22 protein-coding genes are annotated in these 26,973 nt (G+C 64.0%); 14 read left to right on the top strand and 8 right to left on the bottom strand.

Annotation, left to right across the window (positions count from 1 at the left end):
- Positions 1-4: 4 nt before the first annotated feature.
- From KP001_RS12675 to KP001_RS12660, 4 genes are all read right to left on the bottom strand, one after another.
- A complete protein-coding gene (locus KP001_RS12675; protein ID WP_217285999.1) occupies positions 5-1,456 on the bottom strand; it encodes a hypothetical protein in 1,452 nt (483 codons plus the stop codon).
- A gap of 133 nt (positions 1,457-1,589) precedes the next feature.
- Positions 1,590-2,390 carry an amidohydrolase family protein gene (locus tag KP001_RS12670; protein ID WP_217285998.1) on the bottom strand — a complete coding sequence of 267 codons (801 nt, stop codon included), beginning with the start codon at positions 2,388-2,390 and terminating at the stop codon, positions 1,590-1,592.
- 14 nt (positions 2,391-2,404) lie between these two features.
- Positions 2,405-2,869 carry a DUF2721 domain-containing protein gene (locus KP001_RS12665; RefSeq protein ID WP_217285997.1) on the bottom strand — a complete coding sequence of 155 codons (465 nt, stop codon included), beginning with the start codon at positions 2,867-2,869 and terminating at the stop codon, positions 2,405-2,407.
- Positions 2,870-2,896: 27 nt separating this feature from the next.
- Positions 2,897-3,385, bottom strand: a complete 489-nt coding sequence (locus KP001_RS12660) for a hypothetical protein (protein ID WP_217285996.1) — start codon at positions 3,383-3,385, stop codon at positions 2,897-2,899.
- Between the two features lie 835 nt (positions 3,386-4,220).
- On the opposite strand from KP001_RS12660, the gene KP001_RS12655 reads away from it, so the two are divergent.
- The 11 genes from KP001_RS12655 (at position 4,221) to KP001_RS12605 (ending at position 19,521) form a co-directional block, all read left to right on the top strand.
- Positions 4,221-7,058 (top strand): ribonuclease E/G, encoded by a 2,838-nt coding sequence (locus KP001_RS12655; RefSeq protein ID WP_217285995.1) that lies wholly within the window; start codon positions 4,221-4,223, stop codon positions 7,056-7,058.
- A gap of 14 nt (positions 7,059-7,072) precedes the next feature.
- Positions 7,073-7,834, top strand: a complete 762-nt coding sequence (locus KP001_RS12650) for a hypothetical protein (RefSeq protein WP_239027772.1) — start codon at positions 7,073-7,075, stop codon at positions 7,832-7,834.
- Between the two features lie 41 nt (positions 7,835-7,875).
- Positions 7,876-8,250: a fluoride efflux transporter CrcB gene (gene crcB / locus KP001_RS12645; RefSeq protein ID WP_217285994.1), complete on the top strand. Its 375-nt coding sequence runs from the start codon at positions 7,876-7,878 to the stop codon at positions 8,248-8,250.
- Positions 8,251-8,386: 136 nt separating this feature from the next.
- The gene (locus KP001_RS12640) at positions 8,387-8,764 is read left to right on the top strand and encodes a DUF190 domain-containing protein (RefSeq protein WP_217285993.1); all 378 of its coding nucleotides are present in this window, start codon (positions 8,387-8,389) and stop codon (positions 8,762-8,764) included.
- 53 nt (positions 8,765-8,817) lie between these two features.
- Entirely contained in the window at positions 8,818-11,505 is a 2,688-nt protein-coding gene (locus KP001_RS12635; RefSeq protein ID WP_217285992.1) for a 2-oxoglutarate dehydrogenase E1 component, read from the top strand.
- A 202-nt stretch (positions 11,506-11,707) separates the two neighbouring features.
- Positions 11,708-12,970: a 2-oxoglutarate dehydrogenase complex dihydrolipoyllysine-residue succinyltransferase gene (gene odhB, locus KP001_RS12630; protein WP_217285991.1), complete on the top strand. Its 1,263-nt coding sequence runs from the start codon at positions 11,708-11,710 to the stop codon at positions 12,968-12,970.
- 161 nt (positions 12,971-13,131) lie between these two features.
- Entirely contained in the window at positions 13,132-14,538 is a 1,407-nt protein-coding gene (gene lpdA, locus KP001_RS12625) for a dihydrolipoyl dehydrogenase (RefSeq protein ID WP_217285990.1), read from the top strand.
- Position 14,539: 1 nt separating this feature from the next.
- Positions 14,540-15,157, top strand: coding sequence for a lipoyl(octanoyl) transferase LipB (lipB, locus tag KP001_RS12620; protein ID WP_217285989.1), 618 nt, complete (start codon positions 14,540-14,542; stop codon positions 15,155-15,157).
- Positions 15,158-15,186: 29 nt separating this feature from the next.
- A complete protein-coding gene (locus KP001_RS12615) occupies positions 15,187-17,631 on the top strand; it encodes a Lon protease family protein (protein WP_217285988.1) in 2,445 nt (814 codons plus the stop codon).
- Between the two features lie 196 nt (positions 17,632-17,827).
- Positions 17,828-18,697 carry a diacylglycerol/lipid kinase family protein gene (locus tag KP001_RS12610; protein ID WP_217285987.1) on the top strand — a complete coding sequence of 290 codons (870 nt, stop codon included), beginning with the start codon at positions 17,828-17,830 and terminating at the stop codon, positions 18,695-18,697.
- A gap of 116 nt (positions 18,698-18,813) precedes the next feature.
- On the top strand, positions 18,814-19,521 hold the full coding sequence (locus KP001_RS12605; protein WP_217285986.1) for a response regulator: 708 nt from the start codon (positions 18,814-18,816) through the stop codon (positions 19,519-19,521).
- Here KP001_RS12605 and KP001_RS12600 read toward each other — a convergent pair.
- The 4 genes from KP001_RS12600 to KP001_RS12585 all read right to left on the bottom strand — a co-directional run bounded on the left by KP001_RS12600 (position 19,518) and on the right by KP001_RS12585 (position 24,347).
- Positions 19,518-20,576 (bottom strand): TIGR04283 family arsenosugar biosynthesis glycosyltransferase, encoded by a 1,059-nt coding sequence (locus KP001_RS12600; protein WP_217285985.1) that lies wholly within the window; start codon positions 20,574-20,576, stop codon positions 19,518-19,520. The genes KP001_RS12605 and KP001_RS12600 overlap by 4 nt on opposite strands.
- Positions 20,566-21,507 carry a chemotaxis protein CheV gene (locus tag KP001_RS12595; RefSeq protein ID WP_217285984.1) on the bottom strand — a complete coding sequence of 314 codons (942 nt, stop codon included), beginning with the start codon at positions 21,505-21,507 and terminating at the stop codon, positions 20,566-20,568. Before KP001_RS12595 ends, KP001_RS12600 begins: the two co-directional genes overlap by 11 nt.
- Before the next feature lie 368 nt (positions 21,508-21,875).
- Positions 21,876-23,882 carry a molybdopterin oxidoreductase family protein gene (locus tag KP001_RS12590; protein ID WP_217285983.1) on the bottom strand — a complete coding sequence of 669 codons (2,007 nt, stop codon included), beginning with the start codon at positions 23,880-23,882 and terminating at the stop codon, positions 21,876-21,878.
- Positions 23,883-24,038: 156 nt separating this feature from the next.
- Positions 24,039-24,347, bottom strand: coding sequence for a cytochrome c3 family protein (locus tag KP001_RS12585; RefSeq protein ID WP_217285982.1), 309 nt, complete (start codon positions 24,345-24,347; stop codon positions 24,039-24,041).
- 217 nt (positions 24,348-24,564) lie between these two features.
- Here KP001_RS12585 and KP001_RS12580 point away from each other — a divergent pair, with 217 nt between their 5' ends.
- The 3 genes from KP001_RS12580 (at position 24,565) to KP001_RS12570 (ending at position 26,973) form a co-directional block, all read left to right on the top strand.
- Complete coding sequence (locus KP001_RS12580) at positions 24,565-25,578, top strand: PilZ-like domain-containing protein (protein WP_217285981.1); 1,014 nt, start codon at positions 24,565-24,567, stop codon at positions 25,576-25,578.
- A 107-nt stretch (positions 25,579-25,685) separates the two neighbouring features.
- Positions 25,686-26,159 carry a GreA/GreB family elongation factor gene (locus KP001_RS12575; RefSeq protein WP_217285980.1) on the top strand — a complete coding sequence of 158 codons (474 nt, stop codon included), beginning with the start codon at positions 25,686-25,688 and terminating at the stop codon, positions 26,157-26,159.
- A gap of 124 nt (positions 26,160-26,283) precedes the next feature.
- Complete coding sequence (locus KP001_RS12570) at positions 26,284-26,973, top strand: PilZ domain-containing protein (RefSeq protein ID WP_217285979.1); 690 nt, start codon at positions 26,284-26,286, stop codon at positions 26,971-26,973.

The raw sequence follows: 26,973 nt of genomic DNA, 5'->3' as shown, positions 1-26,973 counted from the left end.
TTACTTAGCGCCCGGTCCCGGGAAGCTGCAGCACGACCCCCCGGACAAGCCGGTCCGCCGCGTCGCGGTAGATCGCGATTTCGGCGCCGTTACCGGCTTTTCTGGTTTCCACGGTGAGACCTCTCTCTTCTCTTGTCTCCCCTTTGCCGGGAAGGTCGGCCCCGGTTGCCTCCTTGAAGTAGCTCTTTAAAAGGGTCTCGTCGAGTGAACCTTCCCCGTCGGCGAGTACCTGGATCGCTCTGACCGTTCCCTGCTCACGGTAGATCCTGAACTGCTTACCGCCTCCCCGGTACAGCTCCCATCCGGGATGGGCCGCTGCGTAGGCGGCATCGGCGGGTACCTTCGGGACGAAACCGGGGAGTGCGGCCTTGGCTTTGCGCGCCGCCGGGGCAGGCTGCGCCGCCGGAGGAGCGGGTGGGACTGCGGCCGGGGCGGGATGCGCCGCGGGAGGAGCGGGTGCCACGGCTACCGGGGGGAGGGCGCTCCGGGGCGCGGGAGGCGCCGGTTCCGGCTTTGACCGCTGCCAGACCACGACCCCCATCGCAAGTACCAGAATGCCGAGACCCACAAGAGCGGTGGTGAGCCTCCGCGGGTTCCTGCTGATCTCCGTGTCGGAGGATAGGGGCGTTTCATCTTCTTCTTCCAGCGCCTCGCCGCACAGCTCCGGCGGCTTGCGGTAGATCTGATCCGGAGTCGGGTACAGAGACTTGCGGGGGCTCGACGGTTTGGCGGCGCGCGGCACGGCCGTTTCGGATTGGGGCTCGGGAGCCGGGGGGGTGGGCGCCGCCTGCACGGTCTCCAGCGGCGGGAGTGGCGGGGGCGGCACAGGAGACGGCTCCGGTGCGGATGCTAAAAAAACGATCTCGTCCGCGGGCGCGGTTGCTTCGAACACTGGCGGGGGGGGCGCTGTTGCCTCGATGACGGGACCGCGCACTGGCTGGTCCGGCCACAACGTGGCGAGGTGCGGCTCGAAGGCTGCGTCGTCAAAGTCGGGAATCTCGAATTCGGCCTTTTCATCTATTACGAAGAGGTCGGGAAGGTCGGCAAGGTCGGAGAGGTCGGAAAAGTCGGTCGAAGTCCTGGGCTGCACCCCGAAAACGGCTTCCGCCGTCAGCAGTTGCATCACATCTTCGCTCAGGCGCGAGGTGGGGAGGGCGAGGTTGAAGGCGCGGTCAAAGCCAGTAGGCGGGCTTCCCGGCGGCTCCCCGTCAGCGAGGAGGACCAACTGCACCGAGGGGTCGGCGACCAGCGCCCTGGTCTGGGCGGCGATCTCCTCGCCCGGTACCCCGTCGAGGCTGCTTTGGATGAAGACGTAGTGCGGGTGTTCCTTGGGCAGACGCCTCATGGCACTGGGGAGGTCCGTCTCGAAGGTGAGGCTTTTCGGAGACTGAATGCGCAGGCTCTCGATAAGATCGAGTGCACGTTCATCACTGGCTATGAAGAAGATTTCAGCCATCGCAATAACCATTACATCTGCATGAGGGATATAGAAAGTATCTGTAAAAGGTTACATGTTGTCGTGCCGTCTGTATCTGAAGTGTAAGATGCTGTTTGTTTTTAATATAAAATCCTGCAAAGTCAAAATTATTTTAAACTAATACCGCAAATAAACCCTCATTACTTTGGTGACTTTGACTGGACGCGGGACGATAAAAGTCAATCGCGTTCTGGCAAAGTACCTTGCGCGCGAGGTCGAGGTCGAGCGTGTCGAGTATGAGGCGCAGGTCCCGGTCGTGGTAGGGGCGCGGGGCGCGGGTAGAGGGGAGGTCGGTGCCAAACATGAGGGCATCCGGGTTGGCGCGGCAGATATCCCTGACCGCGCCGGCCACGTCGAAGTCGACCCTGCCAAAGCCGGTGGCCTTCACGCGGACACCGCGCTCCACGAGCGACAACAGGGCGGGAAGTCCGCTGCCGGAGAGCCCGAGGTGGTCGATGCTTACGGCGGGAAGCCGGGACAGTATGGGGGCGAGCGCGGGGAGTTCGCGGGAGTCGACGTAGAGCTCGACGTGCCACCCTGCCAGTTCGTGGACCCGGCGTGCCATCCGCTCCAGGTGCTCAACCTTTTCCGAGCCCCCCCGCTTGATGTTGAAGCGCACCGCGCGCACCCCCACCCCGTTCAGGCGCAGCACCTCTTCGTCGCTCACCCCCGCCGGCAGCTGGGTCACCCCGACGAAACAGGGCCCAAGCGTCGCGAGGGCGTCTTCCAGGTAGGACTGGTCCATGGCCTGGAACGAACCGGAGACGATGGCCCCCCCGGCGAGGTGCAGGTTGGCGGTGCGCCGCAGGTAGTCCTCGCAGGTGAAGTCGTCGGGAAGGAACCCCTGGTTCTCCACCAGCGGAAACCGGCGGTCGATGATGTGGAAGTGGCTGTCGAAGACCGGGATGTCCATCTGCTGCCTCCTTGTCAGTGGCGCCGGGTGACGTCCTGGTTGGGGCCGATCTGGAGGCTCGCCTTGGCGATGAAGATCTCGCGCAGGAAGCAGACCAGCCCCGACACCATCAGGATCATCCCGAAGATGAACAGCAGTGCGACCGGGAGCGAAATGTCGTAGCGAAGGTAATCGCCGATGAAGAGCATGGCGATGACGGTGCAGACCAGCACAGCGGTGGCGGTGCACAAGAAGATCGCGTGACCGATGAGATCGGCGCGGCGCTTGAGGACGGCGAGGGCGAGGTGCAGCCGGGGGATCGCGTCGGGGCCGGCGCCTTCCAGTTTGGCCTCGTGGTAACGGGCGCGGTCGATGACGCGGGCGAGCCGGTTGGTCATCACGCTCAGCATGGTGCCGATCGCGGTGAGCAGGAAAACGGGCGCGACAGAGAGCTGGATGACGTGGGCCATGGTGCCGATGGTCTGAGTATCGCGCAGCATCTGATCTCTTCTCCTTGGTGTGTCTCTTCAGGTCTCAAACTGTTGTTCGAGTTCGGCCCTGAACTGGTCCATGTCGATCCCCTTGAGCCTGATCAGGTCCTTCATGACGGGATCGAGCATGGCGTTGGCGGTGTTGAGCGCTGTCCTCTTGGCGCGGATCTCCCGCAGCGCCTTTTCACGCCCCTCGTTGCTCAAAAGCAGGTCGGAGCGCTCGTTGTAGAAACGGTGGATCAGGAAGTTCCTGGCCTTGAGCGCCTTCCTGAGCGCGTGCACCGACTCGTCTGTGAAGCCCACCTTCTGCTTGATCTCCTCCATGAGGCGCCCCATGGTCTGGGCCCCCAGCGACTCCATCGATCCCCGGAACTGGTCCTCGGTCAGGTCGCCGTCGCTCAGGTCAATGAGGAGCGTCACTATGAAGGATATGTACAGCTCGATCCTCTGGCAGTCCTGGACCGCCGCCCCAATCTCGAGATAGATGGGGTTGAGTGCTGTGACGTCGATTCTGGGTCCCTGCATGGCACCACCTTCTGGCGTGGTCCGGCCGGAAGCGGCCGGCAGATGAATCCATAACACAATTCTTGACCGCCATAAACAGGTAATTGCAGGTATGGTGCGGGAACAGGAGTGACGGGTTGATCGCGCGGGCCTCAGAAGGGGGGGCGCCACCAAGCCCTGTTTGTAAATAAAGGCTATTGGACGGAAAGGTGTGACACCTCCCCCCGGAGAATACCGGGGAATCTTGTACGTGATCCCCCCTCCCCCTGCGGGAGGGGGACGGGCGAGGACCTCTCTGGAGGCAAGGATTTCCCCAGAAGGCGAGACCTCTCTATAAGGCGAGTATCTCCCCAGAAGGTGAGTAGTCTCACGGAAGGCGAGGGATCTCGCCCATGGGGAGAGGTATGTGACGCTATGTGTCGGAGGGATCAATGCGGCCGGGTTTTTAACGGCGCGCGTGATGAACAGATGTCCGGCTGCGGCCGGTGGTCGATCGGGCGGGCGCGCCGAACGCTCGCGCCACGATAACTCCTTGAATTGGCAACATTTTTCATGTGCATTGCCGCTGGCGTGTACTCATGTGGAAGGTGGCGTCATAGCCAAAAGAGGTAGCGGCACTGATCGGCGCGGCACAATGTCGCGTGGTCACTATGCTTTTTTATGGTGCGGTAGAAAAAAACTCTGCTATAATCACTCGGTTTTCATTAATCTTGCCAGCCCCGGATCTTTATTGGGGATGCATATAGAGAAGAAACGACCGGCCCTGCCGGAGTTACCACAAACTGGGCGCGAACGGTGCCTTGGTCCTGATGCGACCGGCTCCCGCGACCCTCAAAGGAAAGGGAACAACGTATTTATGTCAAAGAAGATGCTGATTAACGCACTGCACGCTGAAGAGGCGCGCGTGGCGATCGTCGAGGACGGCCGCCTGGTGGACCTGGATGTCGAGATCGCCGGCAACGAACAGACGCGCGGCAACGTCTACAAGGGGGTGGTGGTCCGCGTTGAGCCCGGGCTGCAGGCCGCCTTCGTGGACATCGGTCTCAAGAAACTCGGATTCCTGCAGATGGGGGAATTGCACCCGGAGAACTGGAAGTGGCGCGACGACATCCCCGAGGAGCAGCGTCACCGTCGCCCCCGCATTCAGGAAGTACTGAGAAGGGGGCAGGAGCTGATCGTCCAGGTGGAGAAGGGGGAGCGCGACAACAAGGGGTCGGCCCTCACCACGTACGTATCGCTGCCGGGACGCTACATGGTGTTGATGCCGGGGAGCGACTCCGCCGGCATCTCCCGCAAGGTGGAAGCCGAGGGTGAGCGCAAGAAGCTCAAGGAAATCATCGCCGAGATGACCATTCCCGAAGGGTACGGCTACATCATCCGTACCGAGGCCATGGGGCGCACCCGCGATGAACTGCAGAAGGACCTGGACAACCTGGTCGCCCTGTACGAGGGGATCAGGGAGAGAGGGGCGGGGCTTAAGGGGGCCGGCATGGTCTACCAGGAGTCCGCGCTGATCATCCGGACCATCCGCGACTACTTCTCCGCTGACATCGACGAGGTCCTGGTCGACAGCAAGGACGTCTTCAAGGACGTGCGCGACGCGCTGAAGGAGATAGATCCCGCCTTCGAGAAACTGGTCAAGATGCACCAGGAGAAGCGCCCCATCTTCTCACGCTACCAGTTGGAAGAGCAGATCGACCTGATCTACGAGAAGAAGGTGCCGCTCAAATCCGGGGGCTCCATCTTCATCGAGCCGACCGAGGCGCTGGTCTCCATCGACGTCAACTCAGGCAAGTCCACCGGCGAGAAGGGGGTCGAGGACACCGCGTTCAAGACCAACCTGGAGGCCGCCGAGGAGGCGGCGCGCCAGTTGAGGCTGCGCGACCTGGGCGGGCTTATCGTCATCGACTTCATCGACATGCGCGACAGAAAGCACAACGCCGAGGTGGAGAAGACCCTCAAAAGCGCGCTCAAGGCGGACAAGGCGCGGGTCAACGTGGCGCGTATCTCCGAGTTCGGGCTCCTGGAGATGTCCCGCCAGCGCATCCGCCAGACCCTGAACCAGGCGAGCACGCTCGAGTGCCCCCATTGCGACGGCAGGGGGAAGGTGAAGTCGGTCGAGGCGATGGCGCTTTCCTTCCTGAGGAAGGTGCATGCCGCCGCCGCCAAGGGGACCGTCGGCGAGGTGGTGGGAAGCCTGCCGCTGGAAGTCGCCTATTACCTTTTGAACCGCAAGCGTCACGAACTCTCCCAGATCGAGCTCGATTACGACATCGAGGTCACGGTGAAAGGGAAGCCCTCCTACCTGCTGAACCAGATGGAACTCGAACTGGTCAAGCGGGAGAAGCTGCCGCAGGAGGAGTTGCCGCAGGAAAAGCCGGCTCACGGCAAGGCCCCCGCCAAGGAGGAGTCCGCCGAGTCTGCCGCCGAAGGGCGCAAGAAAAAGAAGAGAGGGAAGAAGGCGCAGGAACCGGAGGCCGCGGTGCACGCCGAGGCGGTGCCTGTCGCGTTGGTAGAGGAGCCCAGCGGCGCGGAGCACGTGGTGATGTCGGAAGCGGAGCCGGAGGAGCACAAGAAGAAGCGCCGGCGCAAGCGCAAGCGGGGCAAGGGGGGAGTCGCCGAGGCCGCCGACGCAACTCCCGACGAGCTTTCCGAGCCGGGCGCGGTGGTGGAGCAAGCCCCGGCGCACGCCGCGGAGCAGGCGCACTCTGAAACCGCTGAAGAGGTGAAGAAGAAGCGTCGCCGCAAGAGACGGCGCGGCAAAGGTGGCCACGAGGCATCCCCGGCGGCAGAGCTGGCGCAGGGTGAGGTCCCGCTGACGGGGGGCGCCCTGCCCGTGGAGGCCGTGCCTGTCGCCGAGGCCGCTATCCCGGCCGGTGAGCCTGCCGAGAAGAAGCCGGCGCGCAAGAGAAGAGGGCGCGGCAAGGGAGCCACAGCGGAGGGGGCGCCCGAAGCGGTTGTCGCAAGCGTGGCCTCCGCGAGCGCTCCGGCGGAGACACCTGCCGAGCAGCGGCCGGCCGGCGAATCCGAGCCTGCCGAGGCGGCCAAGCCCGGTACGAAGGGACGTGCTCCCCGTAAAACGAAGGATGTCGTCGAAGCTGCAGCTGCACCCGCTGCAGCAACCGCCGCACTGGCGGCCGAGCCCGCCGCGCAGGAGAAGCCGGCTCAGGCAAAAAGGGGCAGAACTGCGAAACCCGCGGCTTCGGAAGAGGCTGCAGCAGCTTCCACAGCGACCGCCGAAACGCCATCTGCCAAGCCCAAGGCCGCCAAGGCAGCCAGAAAGCCCCGGGAAGCCAAAAAAGTTGCGGAGCCCAAGGCGGCGCAGGCAGCCAATGAGCCGAAGGGGGATACAGCGCCCAAGGCCGCTCAGGAGCCTAAGCAAGAGAAGCCCGTGAGGGGCGCCAAGGCTGAGAAAGAGCCGAAGCAGGCGAAGACCGCCAAAGCGTCCAAGGCACCCGGCGCAGGCGCCGGTACTGTCGAGGCGCACCCCGCCGAAGCGGCTCCGGCCACGGGAAAGGCTCCTGCCAAGGAGAAGGCTCCCGCCAAGGAGAAGGCTCCCGCCAAGGAGAAGGCTCCCGCCAAGGAGAAGGCTCCCGCCAAGCGCGCCAGGAAAGCTGCGGAGCCCGCTGCGGCCGAGGAGAAGCCCAAGAAGCCGCGGGCTCCTCGCAAGAAAAAAGAAGAGACCCCTGCTTGATACGAGAGGACGCAATGAGGACACTCCTGGCGGTCGTCATCGTCCTTTGCTGTGCCATGCCTGCCTCGGCGGGTAGGGTGGAAGAGCTGACGCCGTATTTCTCCACGCAGTACTTCACCTGGCAGGAGCGCATAGACGGCAGAAGGCTGTTGAAGGAAGAGGGACCCCTCTTCTCGGTGGGCGCCCGCCTGGGTGCTGTCACCGATTCGTCACTGACGGTGAGGGGGAAGGCGGAGTTGTTCGGCTCCGAGGTCGGTTACCGGGGCGAAACGCAGGCGCCGAATCCGGCCCCGGTGCACACCCGGGTCACCTACCTCGGCACCGAGGCGGAAGCCGACCTTGGCTACCGTCTGCGTCCCGCGGTCATCGTCGTAGAGCCGTTCGGCGGCATCGGCTACCGCTACTGGCTCAGGGACCTGCAGGATAGCCGCACCTCCGACGGCACCCAGGTCTCCGGCTATACCGAGGAATGGATGGTGGGGTACTGCCGCCTGGGCGCCCGCGCCGCAACCACTGCGGCGGGGATGAATCTCGTTGCCGCGGGGGCGCCAAGTTCCCCTTCTATGTGGGAAATACCATCGACTTCGCCGGCAGCGGCGAGACCACCTTCCATCCCAAGGGTAGGTGGAGCGGCTTCGCGGAGGCGGGTGGGAGTTACCGCTCCTTCACCATGTCGGTCTACTACGAAGGCTTTCGTTTCCAGCGTTCCGACCTCAAGATGGTCCAAGGGACCGCGTACTTCCAGCCCGATTCCTCGTCCGACATCTTCGGCATGAGGCTTGGCTGGACTTTCTAACTTCCGGCACAACGGTCTTCGATGGAGCAGGCAATCTACATAGCCCTCTTGGGCGCCCTCGGCTGCTTGTCACGCTATTTTCTCTCCGGTTTCGTGTACCGGGTCTGCGGCAACGCGTTTCCCTATGGCACCCTTGCCGTCAACGTAATCGGGGCATTCCTGATCGGGCTCATCATGGAGTTCTCGATCAGGAGCGCCCTCGTCCCCCCCACACTGCGCTTCGCCCTCACCGTAGGCTTCCTCGGCGGGCTTACCACCTTTTCCACCTTCAGCCTCGAAACCTTCCGTCTGATCGAGGAGGGGGCGCTGCTGCTCGCCTTCGCCAACATCATGCTGAGCGTCGTCTCCTGCCTTGCCTGCACCTGGCTCGGCATCATGGTGGCGCGCTGGCTGTAGCCAAAGGCCGAAAGACGTGGCGGATGCATCCCGCTTTCGCGCTCTCCGTGATTCTCACGCGGGCGCGTGACCCCCTCCCCCCGGAGTGGGAGGCTGGAAGGTTGGGAGGGCGCAAACTACCCAGAAGGAGCCACATATGAAGGACAGGGACATGACCTTGGAGAGTGACAGGAAAGGGATGCTGGGCGAGCAGGTGCTGCTCAGGATCTTCATTGGAGAGCGGGACAAGCACAAGCACATCCCGCTGTACGAGGCGCTGGTGGAACTGTTCCGCACCAAGGGCTTCGCCGGCGCCACCGTGCTGCGCGGCGTGGCCGGGTTCGGTGCGCACAGCATGTACCACACCGACCGCCTGCTGCGGCTCTCCACCGACCTCCCCATGGTGATCGAGGTGGTTGACGAGAGGTCGCGGGTGGAGGCCGTTCTTCCCACCGTGGAGGAGATGATGGACGGCGGCATGATCACCCTGGAAAAGGTGCAGGTGTGGCGCTACGCCAAGAAACGCTCCGCTTGAAACGATGAACCCATCTGCTACACTCTCACCTGTTCATGAAAAGGAGTGGATAGATGGGTATATTAGAAAATCTGACCCCCCAGTGGATCGAGAGCCAGTACGAGCTCTGGAAGCAGAACCCCCAGCAACTCTCCGAGGAGTGGCGTGCCTTCTTCACCGGTTTCGAGCTGGCGGATGCACGGTCCGCCGGCGCCGCGCCCCCCACGGGAGACGAGGCACTTAAACAATCCGCAGTACAATCACTCATCTACCGGTACCGGGACATCGGGCACCTCCTCGCCTGCACCGATCCCCTTTCCCCATGCAAGATAGAGCATCCCCTGCTCTCCCTTTCCGCCTTCGGGCTGGAGCCGTCCGACCTCGAGCAGACCTTCGTCACCAGGCGCTTCATGAGAAGGAGCGCCAAGCTAAAGGAGATCCTGCAGGTGCTGCGCAGCACCTACTGCGGTTCGGTCGGCGTCGAGTTCATGCACCTGCAGGACCCGGACGAGCGCCAATGGCTCATCGACCGCATGGAGCCAGGCGGAAACCGCGGGTTCTTCACGCCGGAGCAGCGCCTTATGCTGCTCAAGAAGCTCAAGGAAGCCGCGCTGTTCGAGCGCGAGCTGCACAAGAGGTTCCCCGGGCAGACCAGGTTCTCCCTCGAGGGGGGAGATATCCTCATTCCCCTGCTCGATGCCGCCGTCGCCAAGGCCGCCTCGCTCGGCGTAACCGACGTCGTCTTCGGGATGCCGCACCGCGGCCGCCTCAACGTCCTTTGCAACATCTTCGGGATGCCCTACGAGAACATGTTCGCCGAGTTCGCCGACAACGCGGAGTACGGCGTGGTGGGCGAGGGTGACGTGAAGTACCACAAGGGATTCTCGGTCGACCTTCCCGTCGGGGAGGGCGGTTCCGTGCATCTCACCCTCACCTCCAATCCCAGCCACCTGGAAGCGATCGACCCGGTGGTGCAGGGGAAATGCCGCGCCCGGCAGGACCGGATCGGCGAGGCCGGGGAGACCCGGGTGCTGCCGCTGCTCATCCACGGGGATGCCGCCTTCTCCGGCCAGGGAGTGGTCGCCGAGACGCTGAACCTGTCGCAGCTGGCCGGCTACCGGACCGGGGGCACCCTTCACATCGTGCTCAACAACCAGATCGGCTTCACCACCAGCGCCGCCGATGCCCGCTCCAGCCACTACGCGACCGACGTCGCCAAGATGGTCCAGGCCCCGGTCTTCCACGTCTACGGCGACGACGCCGAGGCGGTGATCCACGTAACCGAGCTTGCCGTCGCCTACCGGGACCGCTACCGCAAGGACGTGGTGGTCGAGGTGATCTGCTACCGCAGGCACGGGCATAACGAAGGTGACGAGCCTTACTTCACCCAGCCCCTCATGTACCAGCAGATCAAGCTTCGTCCGCAACTCCACTCGCTCTACGAGATGGAGCTTTTGGGTGAAGGATTCCCGGAAGAAGAGCTGAAGGCGATCGAGAACGAGGTCGCGCAGCGCCTGTCGCAGGCGGGCGAGCGCCAGGCCGCACCGGTGGAATCCGCTTTCCTGGCACGCTGGAGCGGCATGAAACCCGGTGTGGCCAAGGTCGCGGTACCCACCTCGGTCGCCGCCGACACTCTGCTCGACCTCTCCGGGCGACTGTCCCGCATTCCCGAGGGATTCCAGCCGCACCCCAAGGTGGTCGGGGTGCTTCAAAAGCGCCACGACGCCATCACCAAGGGGGGACCGCTGGACTGGGGAAACGTTGAGAGCCTCGCCTATGCCTCGCTCCTTTCCTCGGGCGTTTCGGTCCGGCTTTCCGGCCAGGACGTCCGCCGGGGCACCTTCAGCCATCGGCACTCCACGCTTTTCGATCAGCAGACCGGCGAGACCTACCTGCCGCATTGCAGCGTGCTGGACAAGGGTGCGCGCTTTTGCGCCTTTGACAGCATGCTGGCGGAGTTCTCGGTGCTCGGCTTCGAGTACGGCTATTCACTCGAGGCCCCGGACGCGCTCACCATCTGGGAAGCCCAGTACGGCGATTTCGTCAACGGCGCGCAGGTCATCATCGACCAGTTCCTTGTGAGTGGCGAGGCGAAGTGGGAACGCTCAAGCGGCCTGGTGCTGATGCTGCCGCACGGGTACGAGGGGCAGGGGGCGGAACACTCCAGCGCCCGCATCGAGCGTTTCCTGGAACTTGCCGCTGCGGGAAACATCCAGGCGGTCTATCCCACCACCCCGGCCCAGCTCTTCCACGTGCTGCGGCGCCAGATGCTGCAACCCTTCCGCAAGCCGCTGATCCTTTTCACGCCGAAGAGCCTGCTGCGCCATCCGGACTGCGTCTCCCGGCTGGAGGAGCTCAGCTCCGGCAGTTTCCGCGAAGTGATCGCGGAGCCCGCCGTGGGGGAGTCGGTGCGCCAGGTACTGATCTGCAGCGGCAAGATCTACTACGATCTCCTGGGGCGCATCAGGAAGGACCAGTTGCAGGGACATGCGCTGTTGCGTATCGAGCAGCTCTACCCGCTTCCGGTCGAGCAGTTGCGGGACGAGTTGCAGCGTTATCCTGCCGGCGCCCGTTTCACCTGGGTGCAGGAGGAGCCGCGCAACATGGGGGCGTGGCGCTTCATTCACGAGTCTCTCATCGAGCTTTTGGGGGGCGTGCCGAGGTACGTCGGCCGTCCCGATGCCGCAGCACCCGCCTCCGGCTCGCACCGCCTGGACCGCGTGGAGCAAGAGCGCATCGTTGATGAAGCGCTGAAAATCTGAAACAGGGTCTACGGCCTGTGTTCTACGTTCTACGTTCACCCCGCAAGCCCCTTACGATAATTGCTTCGAAACGCAGCATTCCCGTCAACGTAGAGACAGAACGCGTGGAACGAGTAGTGTGAAGGCCGTTAACGTAGAACATAGAACGTAGAATAGCAGTTAGGAACGTAGAACGCAGAACAGCAGTTAAGGGGAGAAGCGAATGGATATCAAGGTTCCGGCGGTTGGCGAGTCGGTCTACGAAGCGGTCATCGCCAGGTGGCTCAAGAAGACGGGGGATGTCGTCGCGAAGGACGAGCCGCTGTGTGAGATAGAGACCGACAAGATTACCCTCGAGGTCACCTCCGAGGCGGACGGCGTCCTGAGCATCACCGCGGCTGAGGGCGAGACCGTCAAGATCGGTGCCGTCATCGGCAGCATCGACGCGCGCGGCCCCGGTGCTGAGGCCAAGGAAGGTGCCGGGACCGTAGCCGCCGGCAAGCCCGCCGCCAGTCCGGAGGCGAAGCCGGTAACGGCCGCTCCCATGTCACCCTCGGGAAGAAAGCTGGCGCGCGAACTTGGCGTCGAGCCCGGAGACGTCCAGGGAAGCGGGCGCGGCGGCCGCATCACCAACGCCGACCTCATGAAGGCGCAGGGGACAAAGGCCGAGGCCGAGGTCGCCGAGCCCCCCCCGAAAGCTCCGGCGGCACCAGTTCCCCCGACGGCACCGGTTCCATCGGCCGCACCCGCCGCGTCCCCCAAATCCGCCACCCCGGCAGACCTGGAGGGACGTGTGCTGCGCAAGCCCATGTCGCAGATAAGAAAACGCATCGCCGAACGCCTGGTCTCCGTCCGCCAGAACACCGCCATGCTCACCACCTTCAACGAGGTGGACATGAGCGAGGTCCTCAAACTCAGGAAAAAGCACGGCGAGCACTTCCAGAAGCGCCACGGCGTGAAGCTCGGCTTCATGTCCCTCTTCGTGAGGGCCTGCTGCGCCGCGTTGCAGGAGTTCCCGGACGTGAACGGCAGCATCGACGGGGGCGACATCGTCTACCACAACTACTGTGACATCGGCATCGCGGTGGGGAGCGAGCGCGGCCTGGTGGTGCCGGTATTGCGGGGCGCGGAAAAGCTGAGCCTCGCGCAGATCGAGCAGGGCATCGCGGAGTTCGCTGAGAAGGTGCGCGGCAACCGGATCGCCCTCTCCGACCTCGAGGGGGGGACGTTCACCATCTCCAACGGCGGCATCTACGGCTCCATGCTCTCCACCCCGATTCTGAACCCGCCCCAGTCCGGGGTGCTCGGCATGCACAACATCCAGGAGCGCGCGGTGGTGGTGGATGGGCAGGTCGTGGTCCGTCCCATGATGTACCTGGCGCTCTCCTACGACCACCGCATCGTGGACGGCAAAGGGGCCGTCGGCTTTCTGAAGCGGGTCAAGGAATACATCGAGGATCCGGAGGAGATGCTGCTGGAATGTTGAAGTGGCGGCACCGGTTCCCCCTCCCCAACCCTCCCCCTCCGGGGGCGGGAGCACTCTCTCCTCTTCCGGTGGGAGCACTTTCTCCTCCCCCCGGAGGGGGAGGCCGGGAGGGGGGACGCTTTAGCGACGTTAACGCTGCACCAATTGCTGTGGAGGGAAACATGTCCGAAGAAATTTTCGATCTCATAGTCATCGGCGCCGGCCCCGGCGGATACGTCGCCGCCATCAGGGGCGCCCAACTCGGCATGAAGGTGGCCGTGGTGGAAAAACGCGGCTCCATGGGTGGCGTCTGCCTGAACGAGGGATGCATCCCCAGCAAGGCGCTTCTCGACTCCAGCGAACTGTACCACCTCGCCAGGGACCGCTTCGCCGTCCACGGCATCGAGGTGCAGCCCCCGACCCTCAACCTCGGGCAGATGATGGCCCGCAAGGATGACGTGGTCAAGAAGCTCACCGACGGCATCGCGTTCCTCTTCAAGAAAAACAAGATCGTCAGCTTCTTAGGTACCGCCTCGATGCTCTCGCCTGAGAACGGCGCGCACCGGGTCGAAGTGAAGGGCGAGGAGACCAGGGTGGTCACGGGGAGGAAGGTGATCATCGCCACCGGCAGCGAAGCGGTGCAGGTCCCGACGCTTCCGTTTGACGGCGAATCGGTGGTGAGCGCCCGCGAGGCGCTTTCGTTCCCGGCGGTCCCCGAGCACCTCCTGGTGGTCGGCGGCGGCTACATCGGCCTCGAGCTGGGGTCCGTGTGGCTCCGGCTGGGCGCGAAGGTGACCGTGGTGGAACTGCTCCCCAGGCTGGTCGCCGGGAGCGACGGCCAGGTGGCCGAAGCCCTGCTGCGATCCCTGAAAAAGCAGGGGATGACCTTCATGCTGGGGGCCAAGGTCGCCGGGGCGGAAAAGAAGGACGGCAAGCTCCTGGCGCGCGTCGAGGCCGAGGGGGAGACCGCGGAGATTGCGTGCGACAAGGTTCTCGTCGCGGTGGGGCGCAGGCCGCTCACCGCGGGGCTAAATCTCGAAGGGATCGGGGTCCGCATGGACGGCAGCCGCATCAGCGTCGACGCCGACTACGCCACCAGCGTCCCCGGGATCTACGCCCTCGGCGACCTCATCGCGGGCCCCATGCTGGCGCACAAGGCGATGGAGGAGGGGGCCGTCTGCGTGGAAAGGATGCACGGCGAGCCGAGCCAGGTCGATTACGGCTGCATCCCCGGTGTCTGCTACACCTGGCCCGAGGCGGCCTCGGTGGGTAAGACCGAGGAGGCGCTCAAGGAAGAGGGAATCGCCTACAAGGTCGGCAAGTTCAGCTTCATCGCCAACGGGCGCGCCAAGTGCATGGACGAGACCGAGGGGTTCGTCAAGCTTCTCACCGAAGCGGAGGGGGGGCGGCTGCTCGGTGTGCATATCCTCGGGCCGCGCGCCTCTGACATGATCGCCGAGGCAGTCACCGTGATGGCTTTCGGCGGCAGCGGCGAAGACATTGCCCTCACCGTGCACGGCCATCCCACCCTCTCCGAGGTGATGAAGGAGGCGGCGCTCGACCTGGACAAGCGCGCCATCCACGGCTGACATGGTCGTCCGCGATGTCGGCCTGATCGGTTACCAGGAAGCGTTTGAGCTGCAGGAGAGCCTGGTGGCCCAGGTGCGGGAGGGGGGGGCGGAGACGCTGCTTCTTCTGGAACACCACCCGGTGTACACCATCGGCGCCGGGGGTAACCTCGGCAACCTGCTCGACCCGGCCATCGAGGCCGTGCGCGTCAACCGCGGCGGCGACGTCACCTACCACGGCCCGGGACAGCTGGTCGGGTACCCGATACTCGACCTGGGGCGGCGCGGGCGCGACCTGCACCGCTACCTTCGTTTTCTGGAGTGCTTTTTGATCGACCTCTGCGGCTGCCTCGGCGTGGAGGGCTTCACCGTCCCGGGGAAGACCGGCGTCTGGACCTGCCGCGGCAAGCTCGCCGCCATCGGCGTCGGCGTCAGGAGCTGGGTCACCATGCACGGATTCTCGATGAACGCGGCAGCCGACGTGTCACCCTTTGGCAGCATCAACCCCTGCGGCATGCCAGAGTGCCGCATCACCTCGCTCACTCTCGAGCGCCGTCAGCAGACCACCGTACCAGACCTCAAAGCCTTGGCCGGGCAACGGTTCGAAGCGCTGCTCGAATCGAACCTGCCGCGCAGTTAACCCTCGTTGTTGCTCGCAAGGAGGCTCACATGTCCGAAACCGATTGCCGAGTCCCCGTTGACAAGCTCCGCTGGATCTGTGATCCCGCCCTCTTCAATTTCAAGACCACCGAAGACATAGCCGGCCTGGAGGGAAACATCAGGCAGGACCGGGCCCTCGCCGCCATCGAGTTCGGTCTCGGAATGTCCAACAACGGCTTCAACATCTACCTGGCCGGCGAATCCGGCACCGGCCGGACCTCCACGATCCGGCAGATGTTGAAGAAGTTCGTCAAGGGCACCTGTCCCCCCAGCGACTGGTGCTACGTCAACAACTTCCGGATGCCGGACGCACCACTGGCCATCGCGCTGCCGGCGGGCATGGGGCGGGGGTTCGCGGCGGACATGCGCGAACTCCTGGACTACGTGCGCGGCAACATCCCGACGGCGCTCGAAAGCAAGGAGTACGAGACCAATCGCGTCACCATCATCGAGCAGTTCCAGGAGAAAAACGGGGAGATCTTCTCCGACCTGGAGCAGGAGGCCGGTGAGAAGGGATTCGCGCTGCAGCGGACCGTTTCGGGCCTGGTTATCGTGCCACAGAAGGAGGGGCGGAACTTCACCCAGGAGGAATACGAGGCGCTCGAGAAGGATGAGCGGGAAAAGCTGGACACGGTGGGGCGCGAGCTGACCGAGAAGCTCAACGACGCGCTGCGCCAGGTGCGCGAGAACGAGAAGGCGCTCCGGGACGCGCTGGCGCTGCTGGACCGTGAACTGGGGCTGTCGGCGGTAGGGCACCACTTGAACCCGCTCAGGGAGAAATACCAGGGGTTCGCCAAGGTCCAGCAGTACCTGGAAGACGTCCAGGAGGACCTCCTGCTGAACCTCGAGGACTTCAAGCCCCAGGTCGCCCCGCCGCAGATCCCGGGACTCAAGATCCCCAAGCAGGAGCCGACCTTCGAGCGTTACGAGGTGAACGTCCTCGTGGAGAACAACCCCGACAACGGCGCCCCCATCGTCTTCGAGTCCAACCCCACCTACAACAACCTCTTCGGGCGCATCGAGAACATCATGCAGATGGGTGGCGTCGCCACCACCAACTTCACGCTGATCAAGCCGGGCGCGCTGCACCGCGCCAACGGCGGCTATCTCATCCTGGATGCGCGCGAGGTGATGATCAACCCGTTCGCGTGGGAATCGCTCAAGCGCTGCATCAGGAACATGGAGATCAAGATCGAGGACGTCCTGGAGCAGTACCGCTTCATGACGGTGGTTTCTCTAAAACCGGAGCCGATCCCGCTCAACGCCAAGATCATCATGATCGGCTCGCTCTGGATCTACTACCTGCTCTACTACCTGGAGCCCGACTACCGCAAGTTCTTCAAGGTGAAGGCCGACTTCGACAGCCAGGTCAACCGGACCCCCGCGGTGATGCAGGACTACGCCCTCTTCGTCGCGGCGCATTGCTGCAAGGAGGGGCTGCTCCCCTTCGACCCCACCGGCGTCGCGGCGCTCCTGGAGCACGCCTCGCGCCTGGTGGAGGACCAGGAGCGGCTCTCCTCGCAGTTCATGGAGCTCTCGGACCTGATCCGCGAGTCGAGCTACTGGGCCAAGCGTGACGGAGCGCAGATTGTGGACCGCAGCTGGGTCAAGAGGGCGATCCAGGAGAAGACCTACCGTTCCAACCGTATCGAGGAGCGGATCCACGAGTACCTGGCCCGGGGGGTGATCCTGTGCGACACCAAGGGGAGCGTCGTGGGGCAGATCAACGGGCTTTCCGTGATCACCATGGGTGACTACACCTTCGGCAGGCCCTCGCGCCTCACCATTCGCGTCTCCCAGGGGCGCGCCGGCATGGTCAACATCGAGCGCGAGGTGAAGCTCTCCGGCCCGATCCACGACAAGGGGGTTCTGATCCTGACCGGCTACCTGGCGGGGAAGTTCGGGCAGGAGCAGCCGCTCTCCTTCTCCGCCCATATCTGCTTCGAGCAGTCCTACGAGGGGGTCGAGGGGGACAGCGCCTCCTCGGCCGAGCTCTACGGACTTCTCTCCGCCTTTTCCGGGCTTCCCGTCAGGCAGGGGATCGCCGTGACCGGCAGCGTCAACCAGCACGGGCAAATCCAGCCCATCGGCGGGGTGAACTACAAGATCGAGGGGTTCTTCGCCGTCTGCAAGGCCAAGGGGCTGACCGGCGAGCAAGGGGTGATGATCCCCAAGATCAACGAGCACAACCTGATGCTGAGCGACGAGGTGGTGCAGGCGGTTTCCGACGGGATGTTCCACATCTGGAGCGTGTCCGAGGTCGAGGAGGGGATCGAGATCCTCACCGGAGTGCCGGCCGGGAAAGTGGGCGACGATGGTCGCTACCCGGAGGGGAGCGTGAACTTCCTGGTGCAGAAGAAGCTCAAGACCATGCTGGATAACATGCGCAAGCTGCAGTTGCAGGATAAGGAGGGGAAGGAGGGGAAGGACGAGCCGGTGAAGCTCCTGGAGTAGCCAGCGCGGCCGGTTGCCGCTCCTCCCCCCGGAGGAGGGAGGAGGGGACGAGGCGGCGATGGAACTGGCACAGTGGCGCCTTTACCGCAGCGCCTAAAACTGTTTGTAACCTTCTCCTCTTTTTGCTACCTTCCGGGGGCCGCGATCGCGGCCCTTGCCATTTCGCTTTTCCAGTTCGCAGCAAAGAGGTGACCGCTTGACCAGACGCTGTTTCCTGATCGTGAACCCGACCTCGGGTACCTACTCGCAACAAAAAGTCGCAGGCATCATGGCGGGGCTCACCGGGCGCGGCCTCGCGCCGGAGCTCCTCCCCACCCAAAGCGCCGCCGACCCGGCCCGCTTCGCCGCCCGCATCTGCGCGGAGGAGAGCGATCCGCTCATCGTGGTGGCCGGGGGGGACGGCACCATCAACGGCGTGCTGAACGGCCTGGTTCCCGGGGCGGCCACCCTGGGCGTGGTACCCTTGGGCACCTCCAACGTGCTCGCGCGCGAGCTTGAAATCGCCTCCGTGGACGACGCCCTGGACCGCCTGGCACGCGGCGAGACCCGCCCCGTATCCGTGGGCGAGATCGTGGCCGGCGGGGAGCATAGGCGCTTCGTGCTCATGGCGGGGGCCGGCTTCGACGGGGCCGTGGTGCGCGACGTGCGCCTCTGCGAGAAGAGGACGCTGGGGAAAGGCGCCTATGTCCTCTCCGCGCTGCGTACCCTGTGGAACTGGGACGCCTCCCGGCTCACGGTGGCGGGAGGGGGGAGGAGCGTCTCCTGCCACGGCGTCATCGTCTGCAACGCCTCGAAGTACGGCGGCAATTTCATCCTGGCGCCGGAGGCCGACCTCTTCGCCCCCGGCTTCCAGGTGCTCTGCATCTCCGGCGGGCGGCTGGCCTACCTTGGGCTCGCCCTGGGCCTTTTGAACGGCACCGCCGTCTTCAGCAGCCACGTCAACTCCTTCAGCGCCGCCGCCTTGGAGATCTCCGGCGACAAGGCGGTTCAGCTGGACGGGGACTACGTCTGCCCCACTCCGGTTTCCATCCGGACCGTCCCGGACCTGGTCCGGCTGGTGGTCTGACGTACCTGAGTTTTTCGGTTGACAAAGCTGGGGTGATATTGATTAATGTGCGGGTGTGACCCGTTCGGCATCATCCCGCGTGAACCATCTTTTACTACCTGAGTGGGGGAAGTGGCGTGGCTAAATCTAAGATCCTGTTGGTGGACGATACCAGACTCATCCTGGAGCTGGAGAAGAGCTTTCTCAAGATGTCCCATGTCGACGTCATCACCGCCGGCAACGGCGCCGAGGCGCTGGAACTGGTCCGGAAGGACCCCCCCGACCTGATCTTCATGGATCTGAACATGCCGGTCATGGACGGCATCTCCTGCTGCACCCTGCTCAAGTCCGATCCCTTCCTCAGCAGCATCCCCGTGGTCATGATCACCACCGCCGGCAACGACCAGGACCGCGTGCGGGCGCAGCAGGCGGGATGCGACAACTTCCTGACCAAGCCCATCGACCGCCGCCTCTTCCTCGATATGGCACGCAAGTACACCGATGCCGTGGACCGGCGCGAGGCTCGCATCCCCTGCCAGATCCCGGTACTGTTCCTTCTGCAGCAAAGCCCCGTGGGCGCCCATGCCCTCGACATCGGCGACGGGGGGGCGTTCCTCGCCAGCCGCGAGGAGGTCGTTCTCAACGAGGAGCTGAGAATCGCCTTCTTCCTGGAGACGGGAGAGGTGCCGTTGTTGGAGATGAAGGGGAGGGTGGCCTGGGTGAACCAGGAGGGGAAACGCGTGCACGCCGGCCTGCCTACCGGCTTCGGGGTCGAGTTCGTCGACGCCGCGCAGTGGCAAAAGGACGAGCTGAAGAGGTATGTCGAGGCCCAACCTCTACCTTAACCTCGATCTCGCGCGACCAGAAGCGTCAGCCGGAACCAGAGCCAGGTCAGGAGGGCGGCCGCCAGGTCGCCCCCCCTGTTGTCGATGAGCCGCGCCAGGAAGCGGTCGTAAAGATGCAGAACCCTCCCCCCCCTCCCTTCTTCCCGTATCCCGCCGGTCACCACGTCCAGAAAGAAAGCGATCTGCCAGGCATTTCCCCTCACGTAGGCGCCGGTGCGCCACCAGAGCCGGCGCCGCTCCCCGGCGTCGAGGCCGCCTATGGCCTGATGCAGCGCCACCAGGAACGGTTTGAGCTTTAGCCTCGCGGTGGCGTCCTGGCTGCGATAACTCGCCTGCAGGCCACGGATCAGGGAAAGCTGCCGGATGTGGGCCAGGTTCATCAGGATGGCGTTCAGCGTCTGCCTGGGGAGGAGTCCCTCGGCCAGGAAGCGCCGCGGGGAGGTGGTGATGGAAGCCGGAAGGAGGAGCCAGCGTCCCTCGCGCCGCACCCGCTCGGCCAGGAAGGTGTCTTCCATGAGCGGCAGCGACGTGTCGTAGGGGCCGATCTGCGCGAAGAAGTCGCGCCGGATCAAAAAGCCCTGGTCGCCGTGCGTGCATCCGGGGCGGTCCAGGGCGGCCTTGGCGCCGTAGAAGCGGTAGGGGAGCGGGGCGGAGCCGGGGAAGCCGAAGCGAAGGGCGAAGCGGCCGGCCACCCGTTCCCCGGCCGGGAGCGCCTCTTCGAGGGCATCCACCCCTTTGCGCAGGGCAAGCGGGTCCTCGAAAGCGGAATCGATGTGCAGGAAGAGAAGGGTCGCGGCGCGGGCCGCTTCCACCCCCCGGTTCAACTGTCCCCCCCGTCCCTTGGCCCCCTCGATGACCGTGAGCGGGAAGGGGAGTTTGCCGCATTCTTCCCGGGCGATATGCACGGTGCGGTCGCTGGAGGCGCCGTCGGAGAGGATCACCTCCAGGGATACCCCCTGCTGCCGGGAGAGCGCCGCAAGGAAGGGAGCCACGTTCCCCTCCTCGTTGTAGACCGGCACCACGACCGACAGCTCGGGGCTTACGTCAAAGGGCAAGAGTGTCCGCCTTTTGCACCAGGTTGGGGAGGTCCGGCTTGGTGAGGATGTCGCTCGCGCCCAGGTTGCGCCACTTCATCTTGTTGTCGTCGCTGGCCAAAGAGGAGAAGATCACCACCGGGAGCCCGTCCAGGTCCGCCTCCTTCCTGATCAGGGAGGTCAGGTGCAGCCCGTCCATGCGGGGCATTTCGATGTCCGTGATGACCAAGCTCAGCACCTCCTTCAGCGGCTGCCCGCTACCCGCGCATTTCTGACGTACCGCCTGCACGTGCTCCCATGCCTCCTCGCCGTTCTCGGCTTCCACCACCTGGTACCCCGCCTCCCTGAGCGATCCGCACATGGTCCTCCTGATGAAGGCCGAGTCGTCTGCGACCAGGATGGTCCTGGCGCCGCGGTTCAGGGCGGAGTTGGCCTGCATCAGGTCCTCGCCCGGCGTGGCCAGCGCCATCGTCGAGGAGAGTTCCCCGATGATCTTCTCGAAGTCGAGGATCAGGATGATGCGGTCCTCCATCTTCACCACGCCGGTGATGTTGGCGTCGTGGATGGCCTTGACCGGGGGCTCAACATTTTCCCAGGAGATACGGTAGATGCGGGAGACGGAATGAACCTGGATACCGACCACGATCCTGTTGAATTCGAGCACGATGACCCGGTCCGCCGGGATGCCATCGGTGTTCTTGTTCAGCGAGCGGGAGAGGTCGATGAGGGTGATCACCTGGTCGCGCAGCTTGATCATGCCGCTCACGCAGGGGTGGGAGTTCACCACCTTGCGCGTCTCGGGGAGACGGATGATCTCGCGCACCTTCGCGACGTTGACGCCGAAATAGCAGGGGACGACGTTCCCCTTGCCATCCACCTCGTCGATTCTGAATTCGACTATCTCCAGTTCGTTGGTGCCGCTTTCCAGCAGAATCTTGTTGTTCGGTTCCATACGCCCCCCGATTGTTTAGTGCCGTTGCTTCTCATTACATCGGCAGCAGGCGACAAATCATGAGGCAAAATCTGTAAGGCGGAAACGCCGGGACCCTCCCTTTGCGCGTCTGCGGTTCCGGGTTGGACATAGCTCTTTTATTTAACGCAAAGACGCAAAGACGCAAAGAAATCAATTGCTTCGGGTAAAACCAGACAGTCTACATAACCTTTTCTCTGCGGCTTTGCGGCTCCGCGTCTCTGCGTTAAAGCTTTTGATTGTCCTAAAAGCAAAGACCGCCAAGGTGGGAAGAAATCCCTTAGACGGAAAGGTACGAGTTGCTTTTCTTTGCGTCCTTGCGGCTTTGCGTTAACAAATGGTGTTGGGTGTCAGTTGCCGGCCCGCACGTCGACCCGGTTGTCGTAGAAGGTGCTCCCCCCCCCCTGGTCGGTCAGGCGCTGCGAGGTGAGGGCGTTCACCGAGCGCTCCCCCGGCGCGTAGGCGAGCCACCATACCCCCTCGGCGACCACCACGCCCCGGGGCACCTTGGGCGTCACCTGAAGCCGGAAGGTCACCTCCCCCAGCCCGTTCCAGGCGACCACCTCCGCGCCGTCGTCAAGTCCCTTGCCGGCGGCGTCCTCCGGGTTCATCTTGAGTTGCATCCCCCCCTGGCTCTCCCGCAACTCCTCGCGCTCGTAGAAGGTTGCGTTCAACGCGTAGGGGGTGGGCGCGGTCATGAGCCGGAAGGGGAGCCTCCCCTGTTCCTCGTGGGTGGGGAGGTAGCGCGGCAGCTTCTCTTCCAGCCTCTCGTTCAGGATCTCGATCTTCCCGGAAGGGGTCAGGAATCCCCCCCCCCTTGCCGCGAGCGTCACCGGCCGTCCCTCGGCGAGCGCCTCCTCGTCGATTCCCGCCCGCAGCGGCTTGGGCACGGCGAGGAGCCGGTCGATCATCTGGTCCGGCGTCAGGGTGAAGATCTCCTCCCCGAACCCCATGGCCTTGGCCAGCAGGGAGAAGACCTCCCAGTTGCACTTGCTCTCCCCCACCGGGTCGACCACCGCCCGGGCGCGCTGGATGCAGTAGGTGCCGTAGGAACGGTAGATGTCGCTGTGCTCGAGCGACGAGGTGGCGGGGAGCACGATGTCGGCGTAGCGGGCCGTGTCGGTCATGAAACGCTCGTGCACCACGGTGAAGAGGTCCTCCCGGGACAGCCCCGTGAGCACGGCGTTCTGGTCCGGGGTTACCGCGGCGGGGTTCGAGTGGTACACGTAGAGCCCCATCACGCGCGGGGCGTCGAGCTCATTCAGCGCGTGCCCCAGCTGGTTCATGTTGACAAGGCGCGCCGCTCCCGGCATCAGGTCCTCCCTGGTGAGGATCTCCATCGGGAACGCGGCGCCGGTGGCGGTGTCAGGGAAACACCCTCCCCCTTCTTTGCCGTAGGCACCGACCAGGGCCGGAAGGCAGCAGACCGAGCGCACCGTCATGGCGCCGTTGCCGTAGCGCGACAGCCCGCTCCCCAGGCGGATGAACGGTGCCTTGGCGGCCGCGTAGGCGCGCGCCATCTCCTCGATGGTCGCGGGGGGGAGCCCGGTGATGGCTGCGCAGTGCCCGGGGGTGAATTCCGGGAGCACCCCGGCCGCCAGCTCATCGAAGCCCTGCACCTGCGCCGCGATGAAGTCGCGGTCGGCCAGGCCGTCGCGCGCAATTACGTGCATCATCCCCAGGGCGAGGGCCCCGTCGCTTCCAGGGCGCACCAGGAAGGTCCGGTCCGCGGCGGAGGCGGTCGGGGTCTCGTAGGTGTCGATCAGCCAGATCTCCCCCCCGCGTTGCCGCACCTCGCGCACCTGGTTCATGAAATGGATGCTGGTCGCGGCCGCGTTGATCCCCCATAGGATCAGGAGATCGCTCTTGCCGGCCGATTCCGGTGGAGGGGTCGCCGTCTTCCCCATGACCGCCTCCCATCCCGCTCCCTTGGCGGGAGAACAGATGGTGCGGTCAAGCCGGGAGGCGCCCATGCGGTGGAAGAAGGGGTGCCCGGCGTTTCTCTGCACGATCCCCATGGTGCCGGCGTAGGAATAGGGGAGGATCGCCTCGGCGCCGTGTGTCGCGATGATGGCTCGCCAGCGTTCCGCTATGGTGGCGATGGCCTCGTCCCAGGAGATGGGAACGAACCCGCCGCTTCCCTTGGCGCCGGTTCTCTTAAGCGGAGTGGTGAGGCGCAGCGGCGAATGAACGCTCTTCTCGTAGCGGCGCATCTTGGGGCAGAGGGTGCCGCGGCTGAAAGGATGGAGCGGGTCACCCTGCACCCCGACGGCCTTGCCGTTTTCCACCTGCACCAGCATGCCGCAGGTATCCGGGCAGTCGAAGGGGCAGACCGATCTCCTGGTGACGACGTTCATCTGTGATCTCCTCGTGTTGGTGGCAAAGGTGTGGGGGACCGTCGATACGGCTGCTTCTTTTTATGTTTTTTCCCGGCTTAGATCAACAGAAAAGGAAGGGGGTAAAGCGGGAGGCTGCGCCCCGGGGATGGAGCGCAGCCCGAAAAGGCGGTGCCGCTACTTCTTGTGGCACTTGGCGCAGTTGCCGGCGGGCTTGAAGGCCTTCTTGCCGTTGTGGCACTCGCCGCAGTACTTCCCGGCGTTGATGTCGGCCATCTTCATGGTGGTGGAACCCTTCTTCATCTTGAAGATCTTGGTGTGGCACTCGTTGCACTTGAGCCCCTTGCCGGCGTGGTCGTCACCCTTGAAGGTCACCTTCCCCATCGAGGTGGGCCATTCCACGCTCTTGCCGGCGGAAACCGCCATCGCCTGTGCCGCCATCATCATCACCGCCAGAGCCGCCGCTGCAATCGCACTACGTTTCATAGTCACTCCTTATTCATTAGTAAAAAAGCCCTTACTGTGATAGCACAGCTCCCGGCGATGTCAAGGAGGGCGCCACGCTCCTCGATAAGTTAATGGATGTCGCGGGGAGGGAGGCCGACTTCCCTGTCATGCGGTTCTCCCGCTTGCAATTCCGTCCGGCTGCAGTTTAATGTGATGTACGGCACGTTTTCTTATTAAAATTGTGACAGGAACTGCCATGGAAGACGATTACACCGAATACCGCGAGGCTCTCGCGCCGGGAATGCGCATCCAGATCGGCATACCGCTCTCCGGTGGCGGCGTGTTCAGGGACTGGGGCGTCATCAGCGAGTCCGGGGGTGATGAACTGCATGTGCAGATCTCCCGCGACGTCCTCCCCGCCAACGTTCGGGTCGACGTCGGCTTCATCCTCGACGTAAGCGTCCGGCTCGGCAAGGACAGCTACACCTGCAGCGGCATCGTCACCGACAGGCTCGGCAGCCGTGTCCTCCTGATTCGGCTTTTCGGCAGGTTCACCCTGAGCGAGAGGCGCCAGTTCTTCAGGGCCGACATGGCCTTGAAGGTCCGCTACGACATCGTGGACGAGTCCAGCCGCAGGGAAGTGGAACAGGACTGGGAGGTGCGCAAGGAGCGCGAGCAGATGAAGTTCCAGGGGTACGACGACTTCGTCATCGCGGCCCAGATGGCCCGCTTCCAGCCGGCCAAGCCGATCGCCTGGCAGGATCTGCTCCGGGCCCAGTTGAATCTCGGCGGCGGAGGGATCTGCCTCCGTATGCCCACCACCGCCCGGCCGGATCAGCTGGTCAACCTGGAACTGTACCTCCCGCTCACCCCGCCGCGGTTGGTCCATGCCGTGGGGCAGGTGATCCACATCAAGCCTCCCCTGCCGCAGCGCGACGGCTCCAGCCGATACGACGTGGGCATGGAGTTTCTTCTGCTGGACGAGCGGGACCGCGACCTGATCTTCAGGCAGATCTCCGCAGTCCAGATCTCCCATCTGCGCAAGGTCGCCGACAAGCGCGACGTGGACGAGCTGGAGGAAGCCCCTCCTGCCCCCCTCACCAGGAAACAGATCGCCACCCGTGCGGCCTGGACTCTTCTTTTCCTGTTCTTTGCCTTCCTCCTCGGCCGCTACCTCATCACGTACAGCCAGGCCCCCCCGGAAAACGAAATCCAGAAGACCTACGAACAATCCATCCGCAAGTACCGCCACCTCGATAAGAATCCGTGACCGCTGCTAACCTGTTGCCTTGGTCGGGAAACTCCACTATGATGCGCTCTCCCAAAAAACCGCCCCCTTTCCGTTGCGGAGGGGATGAAAGGTAGAAAGGTAGACCTATGACCAACATGATCAGCGCCGAAGGGCGCAAGAGATTGCAGGAACGCTACGATTTCCTCTGGGAGACGGAGCGGCCGCGCATGGTGAAGAACATGGCGGACGCCGCCGCCGAGGGGGATCGCTCGGAGAACGCCGAGTACATCTACTCCAAGAAAAGGCTGCGGGAGATCGACCGGGAGCTGAAGCACCTGGGCGACCGGCTGAAGGTACTCAAGGTGGTCTATCCCCCCTTGAACCCGACCTCGGTCAGCTTCGGCTGCTGGGTCAGCTACGAGGACGAGGAGGGGGAGGAGCGCTGTTACCAGCTGGTGGGGCCCGACGAATTCGACGTGAGCCAGGGTAAGATCAGCGTGGATTCCCCGGTAGGGCGGGCCCTCATGGGGCGCAAGGTGGATGACGAGATCACCATCAAGCGCCCGGCCGGAGATCTTACCGTCACCATCACCGCCGTCACCTCCAAACGGCCGGTCTAGCCTCTCCGACCCAGGTTACATTAGAGGTTGCATTTCCGCCCATCAGGGTTTTAACTATTCCAACCCCCGAGCTGTCGGGGGCCACGGATGACCTTCATTTTGACGCAAAAGGAAAAACCGCCGGATGCACGATGCCAGAATACTCATAGTTGCCAATGACACTGATGCGGGAAACGCCTATCTCGAGGCGCTGGCCAGGGCGGGTGCCCATGGCGAGGTGGCACATTCCTTCGAGCAGATGGCGGAGATGGCCAAGGAGCGGACCTACAACGGATTCCTGGTCGATATCCTCACCCTGGTGCGTTGCAGCAAGGAAGCGAAGATCATCGCCTATGAGAGCATCAACCTGTTCCCGGTGCTGCGGGTGAAGTGGGATGCCAGGGGAAAGAAGATCAAGCTGAGCCCCCTGGAGCAGAGCTTCTCTCCCGATGCCGATGCGGCACTGCAGTTCTTCATCGACAAGCGCTGCAGGACCTTTCCTGCACGCTCCCTGCGCCGGCATCCCCGCAAGGTGGTGAACCTCAATCTCCGCTACAGCACCGATCCCGCTTTCGCGCCGGACGGGACTCGAAAATCCTTCACCATCAACCTGAGCATGGGCGGAGTTTTCATGCACACCATGGAGGAATTCTCGACCGGTGACACCATCTGGCTCCGCTTTCTCGAGTGCGCGGATCAGACCCCGATTCCCGCCACGGTGTGCTGGTCGCAGCGCTGGGGGGCGAGCCGCTGCATCCCCGGCGTCGGCCTCAGGTTCCAGTCGCTTGCGCCGCGGCAGCTGGAACTGATCGAACGTGTCCTCAACCCGTCATAG

It is taken from the genome of Geomonas subterranea, from assembly GCF_019063845.1.
In the GTDB taxonomy this organism is placed as follows: Bacteria; Desulfobacterota; Desulfuromonadia; order Geobacterales; family Geobacteraceae; genus Geomonas; species Geomonas subterranea.
Note: the sequence above shows the minus strand (reverse complement) of the source record. Positions and strands in the feature narration are given on the sequence as shown.

Bases quoted from the DNA above. Each gene is read 5' to 3' on its own strand.
- KP001_RS12595 (WP_217285984.1), bottom strand. From the start codon at position 21,507: ATGGAACCGAACAACAAGATTCTGCTGGAAAGCGGCACCAACGAACTG.
- KP001_RS12570 (WP_217285979.1), top strand. From the start codon at position 26,284: ATGCACGATGCCAGAATACTCATAGTTGCCAATGACACTGATGCGGGA.
- KP001_RS12585 (WP_217285982.1), bottom strand. From the start codon at position 24,347: ATGAAACGTAGTGCGATTGCAGCGGCGGCTCTGGCGGTGATGATGATG.
- KP001_RS12580 (WP_217285981.1), top strand. From the start codon at position 24,565: ATGGAAGACGATTACACCGAATACCGCGAGGCTCTCGCGCCGGGAATG.
- KP001_RS12655 (WP_217285995.1), top strand. From the start codon at position 4,221: ATGTCAAAGAAGATGCTGATTAACGCACTGCACGCTGAAGAGGCGCGC.
- KP001_RS12650 (WP_239027772.1), top strand. From the start codon at position 7,073: ATGAGGACACTCCTGGCGGTCGTCATCGTCCTTTGCTGTGCCATGCCT.
- lipB (WP_217285989.1), top strand. From the start codon at position 14,540: ATGGTCGTCCGCGATGTCGGCCTGATCGGTTACCAGGAAGCGTTTGAG.
- KP001_RS12635 (WP_217285992.1), top strand. From the start codon at position 8,818: ATGGGTATATTAGAAAATCTGACCCCCCAGTGGATCGAGAGCCAGTAC.
- crcB (WP_217285994.1), top strand. From the start codon at position 7,876: ATGGAGCAGGCAATCTACATAGCCCTCTTGGGCGCCCTCGGCTGCTTG.
- KP001_RS12640 (WP_217285993.1), top strand. From the start codon at position 8,387: ATGAAGGACAGGGACATGACCTTGGAGAGTGACAGGAAAGGGATGCTG.
- KP001_RS12675 (WP_217285999.1), bottom strand. From the start codon at position 1,456: ATGGCTGAAATCTTCTTCATAGCCAGTGATGAACGTGCACTCGATCTT.
- KP001_RS12575 (WP_217285980.1), top strand. From the start codon at position 25,686: ATGACCAACATGATCAGCGCCGAAGGGCGCAAGAGATTGCAGGAACGC.
- KP001_RS12615 (WP_217285988.1), top strand. From the start codon at position 15,187: ATGTCCGAAACCGATTGCCGAGTCCCCGTTGACAAGCTCCGCTGGATC.
- KP001_RS12590 (WP_217285983.1), bottom strand. From the start codon at position 23,882: ATGAACGTCGTCACCAGGAGATCGGTCTGCCCCTTCGACTGCCCGGAT.
- KP001_RS12665 (WP_217285997.1), bottom strand. From the start codon at position 2,869: ATGCTGCGCGATACTCAGACCATCGGCACCATGGCCCACGTCATCCAG.
- KP001_RS12660 (WP_217285996.1), bottom strand. From the start codon at position 3,385: ATGCAGGGACCCAGAATCGACGTCACAGCACTCAACCCCATCTATCTC.
- KP001_RS12670 (WP_217285998.1), bottom strand. From the start codon at position 2,390: ATGGACATCCCGGTCTTCGACAGCCACTTCCACATCATCGACCGCCGG.
- lpdA (WP_217285990.1), top strand. From the start codon at position 13,132: ATGTCCGAAGAAATTTTCGATCTCATAGTCATCGGCGCCGGCCCCGGC.
- odhB (WP_217285991.1), top strand. From the start codon at position 11,708: ATGGATATCAAGGTTCCGGCGGTTGGCGAGTCGGTCTACGAAGCGGTC.